Raw genomic sequence first — 6,486 nt, 5'->3', positions numbered from 1 at the left:
GAACCGCCGTATACTTTAGAAAGTACAGTACAGATTGCTGCAGTTAGAGTTGTTTTACCGTGGTCAACGTGGCCGATTGTACCAACGTTAACGTGCGGTTTCGTACGTTCAAATTTTTCTTTAGACATGATAGTCCCTCAAATGCACGGTAGTTAGTGGCATTACGACCACAACCGATCATGGGTTTGTAGAGTTTTATATAAACAAATGGGAGAAAGCGTCGAGGAGTGGTGCTGATAGGCAGATTTGAACTGCCGACCTCACCCTTACCAAGGGTGCGCTCTACCGACTGAGCTATATCAACACACGAAGTGTGGAGCGGGCAGCGGGAATCGAACCCGCATCATCAGCTTGGAAGGCTGAGGTAATAGCCATTATACGATGCCCGCAAATTCGTCACTCGTAGAGCTATCAATCACTTGAAAATGGTGGTGGGGGAAGGATTCGAACCTTCGAAGGCAGTGCCGGCAGATTTACAGTCTGCTCCCTTTGGCCACTCGGGAACCCCACCAAAATTTTTTGAAACTGGTGCCGACTACCGGAATCGAACTGGTGACCTACTGATTACAAGTCAGTTGCTCTACCTACTGAGCTAAGTCGGCTTAAGTGCTGCGCATTTTAGATAAGGTTGAAATCTCTGGCAATAGCTCAGCACCTTTTTTTTTTGATTTTAGCTTCAAATGTTGCTTTTTTCGCCACTAACGATGTTTTGCATACAAGGCTAAGCCTTCTAACACCAAATCAGAACGATGTGTGTACTGTTGCGCCCACTTTTTAGGTAAATGAATCACACCACCACCACATAAAATAACGTGAGGCTCTACCCCTAAATCCTCATGAGCTTGTTTCAAACCATACTCAATAAGCCCAAGTAAAGCAGCCCGGCAACCATTCTTAAGACCATCAGCAGTATTAGTTGCAAGCTCTAAGGAATCGACATGGTCACGATCAGAAAAAACCTTGGTTGTATTTTCTAATACCGATTTCATCATTAGTTGATAACCCGGGGCGATCCATCCCCCCAAATGCATTCCGTCTTCTGCTAATACATCAAATGTCAGTGCGGTACCAATATCAACAATCACAGTTGGCTGTTGATAGATTTGATGAATAGCAACCAAAGTTAGCCAACGATCGATACCTAAATATTGATACTCACTATAGGCATTTTTCACCCCAAAATCATGGCTTGGAGTTTTTACTTGTATTACTGGAATATTAGAAAGTTGAGAAATTCGCTGAATAGAGTTATCTATTTCAACTGGCCCAACACTCGCAAAAACAATGCGATGAATTTCTTTTTTATCAAGCAAAGGCTCTAAAACCATCTCTAATTTACGGCTAGAGTATTTGCCTAATAATTCTAACTGACCATTTTTAAATAATTGGGCAACTTTGACATAAGTATTGCCCGCTTCAATAAGTAATTGCATTAACAACCTCTAAGGCTGATTTCACCACCAATATAAGGCGTAATCCCAGCTTCAGTTTCTAATAGTAGAGCACCAGTATCATTAATGCCTCGTGCAATACCTTCAATAACTTGCTCGCCTAACAGCAGTTTAACTGGACGACCGATAAAGTTATCGACCTTATTCCAACGTTCGACAAAACCAGCAAGGCCATGATGTTCATAATCTTGCAAAGTTTTTGTTAATTGAGTGATTAATCGCGCTGCAAGTTGGTTTCGTTCGATAGTCTGCTCACAGCAATCGGTCAAGTTTGTCCACGCTTGATCAATGTGCTGCTGCTCTGGCATCGATATGTTCAGTCCCATACCAATAATAAGGTGGGCTGCATCACCGGCTTGACCAACCATTTCAACTAATATGCCAGCAACCTTTTTATCATCACAGTAAATATCATTTGGCCATTTAACTTTAATGCGCTCAGCCCCCATCGACTGTAATGTCTCTGCAATGGCAACCCCAACAACTAAGCTAAGTCCCATAGCAGCAGCCACACCAGCATCTAGACGCCAATACATCGACATATACAGATTGCTACCAAAAGGAGATAGCCATTGACGACCACGCCGTCCCCTACCTGCTTGTTGGTATTCAGCAAGACAAACGGCTCCCGATGGTAATTGCCCTACTCGGTCTAATAAATATTGGTTGGTCGAATCAATGACAGGAATCACATCTAAGTTAGAGCAGATACAGTGAGATAAAATATCCCCCTTATCTAATAGTGTTATCGATTTTGCTAAACAATAACCTCGCCCTTGAATCCGATAAATATCCAATCCCCAGCTTTGCAACACTTTAATCTGCTTGCTAATCGCGGCACGTGAAATGCCCAAAGCTTCCCCTAAAGCTTCACCGGAATGAAACTGACCATCTGCCAGCAAACTGATTAACTTTAACTTTGATGCATGCTCTTTCATTGCAGAGCCTTTGCTAAGCAGGTTTCACTGGATTTAGCCATAAAGCGAACCTCATGCTCAAGCTCGACACCAAACTGCTCATAAACACAACTCACAACATGTTGAGCCAACGCCATGACATCTTGTGCCGAAGCAGAACCAGTATTAACGAGTACCAACGCTTGTTGTTCATGAACCTTAGCACCACCAATCGTAAAACCTTTCAGCCCACATTGGTCAATCAGCCACCCTGCCGCTAACTTGATTTCATCACCAGCAGGATAACTTGGCATATCAGAATGCTCTGCTAATAACTGCTGAGCTTGCTGTTTGGATATAACAGGATTTTTGAAAAAGCTCCCCGCATTTCCCAGTTCTTTAGGATTAGGCAGCTTAGCAAGACGCACATTACAAACGGTGTCAAAAATCTCTTTTGCCGTTACGGTTTTAAGATCAAACTGCGCTAATGGACCGTAACCAATCTGTGGTTGCCAATCTTTGCTTAGCGCTAAACCAACGGCGATAATGATGTGATCATCTTTTAATTGATGTTTAAAAATAGAATCACGATAACCAAATAAACATTCAGCAGCGCTCAGACGCGAAATCTTCCCTGTCAGTACATTTAAAACATCGACATACTCACACAGATCTTTTAACTCTTTACCGTAAGCACCGATATTTTGAATTGGCGATGAACCGACACAACCTGGGATCAATGCCAAATTCTCCAATCCTGGCATGTTGTTCTCTACGGTCCACTTCACTAGTTGGTGCCAGTCTTCACCACCGGCAACATGCAGATGATAAGCTTGTGCATCCTCTGATACATCAATGCCCTTAAGACGATTTAAGACTACAATTCCTTGGTAATCTTCACAAAATAGTAAGTTACTACCTTGGCCGACAACAAGCTTAGGAGATTGACTGTATGCAGGGTCTTGCCACAATGTAATAAAATCTTCAGCACTAGTTGCTTCGATAATCATAGAAGCTTGCGCGTCAATTCTAAAAGTGTGATAAGGCGCTAGCCCAGTATCGTGTAATTGATTCATGCGATTTTTAGACCGTACCTTTATACTAATCGGCATATTTTAACCGAATCAACGTCATGACGCAGTGCTTTTCCTATGAATACACCAGAATTTCACAAACTAGAGACATTACGCTTTCCTCTTGTGAACAAATTATACAAAGATCATTATCCCGCAGGTAAAGCTAAACGAGATGAAATTATCTGGGTCGGTGAACAAAATGGCACCTTAATCGCAGCGGTTCGTTTTAAAGTGATCGAAGAATCACAACTCTTAACCGGAATGGTTGTACATAGCCAGCATCGAAGAAAAAATATTGCTAGCCAATTCTTATACCATCTTTCTGAACAGTTAGAGTTGTATCCTTGTTATTGCTTTGCTCTCTATGAACTTGAAGGTTTCTATCAACGTAATGGGTTTATCACAATTGATAGCAGTGAATTACCTCATCCTTTGCAACAACGATTTGAGCGTTACAGTAGTGGTAAAAAATTGGTTCCTATGCTGTATAAGAATGGTAGTTAAATCCCAGATCTAGCATGCTGAGCTCACCAGAAAGATTGACTGAGCTATTTTTCTGGTATACTTGCTCCCTTAACTTTGAATTACTAATGATTAGATCGCGAACAAAGAGGCGATAAATGGATTCAGCTATTGCTAATACGCAACGCATTGAGCATTTGCCATGTATTGCACATAAGCCAGAAAATTTAGAAACCCTATTTGATGCATCGTCTTTTAGAGAGCGCCTGCTACAAGAAATATCACAGGCAAAACATCGCATCTATTTAGTTGCTCTTTATCTTCAAGATGATGACGCCGGTCGAAAAATTCTGACGGCTCTATTTGAAGCAAAACAACAAAATCCAGATCTTGATATTAAAGTTCTGGTTGATTGGCATCGTGCACAACGAGGATTAATTGGTGCGGCCAAGTCTGATGGTAATGCCGCCCTTTATCGAGAGTTCTCAGAAAAATACACTCATAACATTGAAATTCTGGGTGTACCTGTTCGTAACCGTGAAGTATTTGGTGTACTACATCTTAAAGGCTTTATTATTGATGATAAGGTGATCTATAGCGGTGCGAGTCTTAATGATGTCTATCTTGCAGAACATGAGCGTTACCGTTATGACCGCTATCATGTAATCCACAATGCTAAGTTAGCAGATACAATGGCAAGTTTTGTCCTAGATAATTTAGTAAATAGTGATGCCGTGAACTGTCTAAGCCAAGAGCATCGTCCAGATACTAAATCACTAAAAGGTGCAATCCGCGATTTCCGTATCAACCTTCAGCGCGCAGCTTATCAATTCGATGGCGACAGAATACAAGATGATGAGGTTGGTTTAACTCCTCTTGTTGGTTTAGGCAAAAAGAAAAATCGCCTCAATCAACAAATCTGTACATTAATTGCGAGCGCAAAAACTGAACTCACTATTTGTACACCTTACTTCAACTTCCCTCGAAGCATTAATAAAGAAGTAAAACGAGCTCTACGCCGTGGAGTAAAGGTAACAATCGTTGTTGGTGATAAGACAGCAAATGATTTTTATATTCCGCCATCAGAGCCTTTTAAAACGATTGCGGGCCTACCTTATCTTTATGAGGTGAACCTTCGCCATTTTGCCAAGCAGAATGAAGCGGCAATAGCTCGTCGTCAACTGGCAATCCACCTTTGGAAACATGCTGACAATAGCTTCCATCTAAAAGGTATCTGGGTAGATAAAACCTACATGCTGGTTACCGGAAATAATTTAAATCCTCGAGCATGGAAATTGGATCTAGAAAATGCCATCTTAATCCATGATAAAAATCAGCTATTACTTGAACAAAAAGAACAAGAGCTTGCTTGCATCTTAAATCATACTCAATTGATTGGCAGTTATAAGTGCATCGATAAGATTGATAGCTATCCACTTCAAGTTCAAAAGCTCATTAAACGAATTCGTAGAGTGAAAGCTGACCACATTTTAAATCAGATCCTATAAGGAAATAGTGATGATTATTGCGGCAATAGATGTCGACCCTCAACAGACTTTTACCCCATTGTGTCCCAATGAGCTACCAGTACACGAAGGCGATACTATTGCCGATACACTGAACCTACAGGCCAGTTTTGCTCAATATCGCGTCTTGACCAAAGATGCTCACCCTAAGAATGCACTCTGGGTTGTTGACACACATGAAGAGATGTTGCACCCTCTATCGCACCCTAATGCAGACTTAACATGGGTTGCACATGCCGTACCCGGAACTCAAGGTTTTGAAGTCATTCCAGGACTGCCTAAAGTAACCGATTATGACCATGTCATCTGGAAAGGTATTGAGCCAGACCTTCATCCTTACGGCGCTTGTTATCATGATCTAGCTGAAGAACTCAGCACAGGACTAATTGAATGGTTGCTGCAGCATAAGGTGGATACATTGCTAATTGGCGGTTTGGCTACCGATTATTGTGTTAAAACCACAGCTCTTCAATTTCAACAAACCAATTCTTTTCGGGTTATTGTTAATTTAAGCGCTTGCCGAGGGATTGCAGCAGAAACAATAGACTCTGCAATAAAAGAGATGCAACAAGCTGGTATAGAGTGCGTTCATAGTATCAATGAGCTTTCAGCATTGTTGACAAATAAGTAGGCTATTAATATCAGTAGGTATTCTTGCTAAAGCTCCTTTATAGGGGCTTTTTTTGTTCTTAAATAAAAGCTTAAGTTAGAGCCGTTAATTTATGGAACAAGATTAAGGCTTACTTAATAGATAAATATAACTAGTTTTAGCTAAATGAAAAAAAGCCTGACTCTTTCGAATCAGGCTTTTCTAAATAAGTGGCGGAGCGGACGGGACCGAACATCAGCGCGCCCCTCGGTGTGACAGGCCGGCCAGCTCTTAAACAAAAAGCAAACCAACTGAACTACCGCTCAACTTCCATCTATCTTTTATTTATAAAGCATGTAATGAAAAAAAGCCTGACTCTTTCGAATCAGGCTTTTTCTAAATAAGTGGCGGAGCGGACGGGACTCGAACCCGCGACCCCCGGCGTGACAGGCCGGTATTCTAACCAACTGAACTACCGCTCCACTC

General features: G+C 41.6%; 7 protein-coding genes and 5 tRNA genes. 3 read left to right on the top strand and 9 right to left on the bottom strand.

Annotated elements, in window-relative coordinates:
• The 8 genes from CTN07_RS21945 to murB all read right to left on the bottom strand — a co-directional run.
• A partial coding sequence (locus CTN07_RS21945; protein ID WP_247437801.1) for a GTP-binding protein occupies positions 1-128 on the bottom strand: 128 nt, incomplete at its 3' end.
• Between the two features lie 100 nt (positions 129-228).
• Positions 229-304: transfer RNA gene (locus tag CTN07_RS21940), tRNA-Thr, on the bottom strand.
• 10 nt (positions 305-314) lie between these two features.
• Positions 315-389 (bottom strand) — tRNA-Gly (locus CTN07_RS21935).
• A 37-nt stretch (positions 390-426) separates the two neighbouring features.
• Positions 427-511 (bottom strand) — tRNA-Tyr (locus CTN07_RS21930).
• A 15-nt stretch (positions 512-526) separates the two neighbouring features.
• Positions 527-602, bottom strand: a tRNA-Thr gene (locus CTN07_RS21925).
• Positions 603-698: 96 nt separating this feature from the next.
• Complete coding sequence (locus tag CTN07_RS21920) at positions 699-1,433, bottom strand: type III pantothenate kinase (protein ID WP_005301858.1); 735 nt, start codon at positions 1,431-1,433, stop codon at positions 699-701.
• Entirely contained in the window at positions 1,433-2,389 is a 957-nt protein-coding gene (gene birA / locus CTN07_RS21915; RefSeq protein WP_005301861.1) for a bifunctional biotin--[acetyl-CoA-carboxylase] ligase/biotin operon repressor BirA, read from the bottom strand. The genes CTN07_RS21920 and birA overlap by 1 nt, the downstream gene beginning before the upstream one ends.
• Complete coding sequence (gene murB, locus CTN07_RS21910; RefSeq protein ID WP_036764549.1) at positions 2,386-3,423, bottom strand: UDP-N-acetylmuramate dehydrogenase; 1,038 nt, start codon at positions 3,421-3,423, stop codon at positions 2,386-2,388. Before murB ends, birA begins: the two co-directional genes overlap by 4 nt.
• A gap of 75 nt (positions 3,424-3,498) precedes the next feature.
• On the opposite strand from murB, the gene CTN07_RS21905 reads away from it, so the two are divergent.
• The 3 genes from CTN07_RS21905 to CTN07_RS21895 all read left to right on the top strand — a co-directional run bounded on the left by CTN07_RS21905 (position 3,499) and on the right by CTN07_RS21895 (position 6,042).
• Positions 3,499-3,927 (top strand): GNAT family N-acetyltransferase, encoded by a 429-nt coding sequence (locus tag CTN07_RS21905; RefSeq protein WP_036764550.1) that lies wholly within the window; start codon positions 3,499-3,501, stop codon positions 3,925-3,927.
• Between the two features lie 116 nt (positions 3,928-4,043).
• A complete protein-coding gene (gene pssA, locus CTN07_RS21900) occupies positions 4,044-5,393 on the top strand; it encodes a CDP-diacylglycerol--serine O-phosphatidyltransferase (RefSeq protein WP_005301868.1) in 1,350 nt (449 codons plus the stop codon).
• 10 nt (positions 5,394-5,403) lie between these two features.
• On the top strand, positions 5,404-6,042 hold the full coding sequence (locus CTN07_RS21895) for an isochorismatase family protein (protein WP_005301870.1): 639 nt from the start codon (positions 5,404-5,406) through the stop codon (positions 6,040-6,042).
• Positions 6,043-6,405: 363 nt separating this feature from the next.
• Here CTN07_RS21895 and CTN07_RS21890 read toward each other — a convergent pair.
• Positions 6,406-6,482: transfer RNA gene (locus tag CTN07_RS21890), tRNA-Asp, on the bottom strand.
• Between the last annotated feature and the right edge of the window lie 4 nt (positions 6,483-6,486).

Origin of the sequence: Photobacterium damselae (assembly GCF_003026815.1) — a bacterium.
GTDB classification, from domain to species: Bacteria; Pseudomonadota; Gammaproteobacteria; order Enterobacterales; family Vibrionaceae; genus Photobacterium; species Photobacterium damselae.
The sequence above is the reverse complement of the archived record's forward strand: the minus strand, read 5'-3'. Positions and strand labels throughout refer to the sequence as shown.

Excerpts from the sequence above, each read along its gene's own strand:
- CTN07_RS21920 (WP_005301858.1), bottom strand. The coding sequence starts at position 1,433 with ATGCAATTACTTATTGAAGCGGGCAATACTTATGTCAAAGTTGCCCAA.
- CTN07_RS21905 (WP_036764550.1), top strand. The coding sequence starts at position 3,499 with ATGAATACACCAGAATTTCACAAACTAGAGACATTACGCTTTCCTCTT.
- CTN07_RS21895 (WP_005301870.1), top strand. The coding sequence starts at position 5,404 with ATGATTATTGCGGCAATAGATGTCGACCCTCAACAGACTTTTACCCCA.
- pssA (WP_005301868.1), top strand. The coding sequence starts at position 4,044 with ATGGATTCAGCTATTGCTAATACGCAACGCATTGAGCATTTGCCATGT.
- murB (WP_036764549.1), bottom strand. The coding sequence starts at position 3,423 with ATGAATCAATTACACGATACTGGGCTAGCGCCTTATCACACTTTTAGA.
- birA (WP_005301861.1), bottom strand. The coding sequence starts at position 2,389 with ATGAAAGAGCATGCATCAAAGTTAAAGTTAATCAGTTTGCTGGCAGAT.